Raw genomic sequence first — 368 nt, 5'->3', positions numbered from 1 at the left:
GTGCTGACTATGCTGTCATTCCTCCGGAGATTCTTCTGTTCTCGTTAAAGCGTCAAACTCTTTCAGCCAATATAAACATTCACACAGAGATATACATAAAGCTCTTCATCGCACTGATCGAACTCTATTTTGCTCTCTCTTGACAACCACCCCAAAGCGGCACCCAGCTCTTTATCTTTCAGCCCGGATTTTCTCTTCAAAAGTCCATAGCTCCACTTCTCATTATTGCTAAGCAGTTGCCAAACCTTACCGGCATTCACACCGATTTCATTTCTGTTCATTTTTCTAGAGTAATTAAGAGGTTTAATACATTAGGTTAAGATTTCGCCTATAAAGATAACAAAAGGATATTGCAATTGTTTATACAT

1 protein-coding gene is annotated in these 368 nt (G+C 38.9%); it reads right to left on the bottom strand.

Annotation, left to right across the window (positions count from 1 at the left end; genetic code table 11):
- Positions 1-62 precede the first annotated feature (62 nt).
- Entirely contained in the window at positions 63-281 is a 219-nt protein-coding gene (locus AB5935_RS26140) for a winged helix-turn-helix domain-containing protein (RefSeq protein WP_004301053.1), read from the bottom strand.
- Positions 282-368 lie beyond the last annotated feature (87 nt).

Origin of the sequence: Phocaeicola sp. RTP21198st1_B8_RTP21198_201120 (genome assembly GCF_040929485.1) — a bacterium.
Taxonomy (GTDB): domain Bacteria; phylum Bacteroidota; class Bacteroidia; order Bacteroidales; family Bacteroidaceae; genus Phocaeicola; species Phocaeicola dorei.
The sequence above is the reverse complement of the archived record's forward strand: the minus strand, read 5'-3'. Positions and strand labels throughout refer to the sequence as shown.

Excerpts from the sequence above, each read along its gene's own strand:
- AB5935_RS26140 (WP_004301053.1), bottom strand. The coding sequence starts at position 281 with ATGAACAGAAATGAAATCGGTGTGAATGCCGGTAAGGTTTGGCAACTG.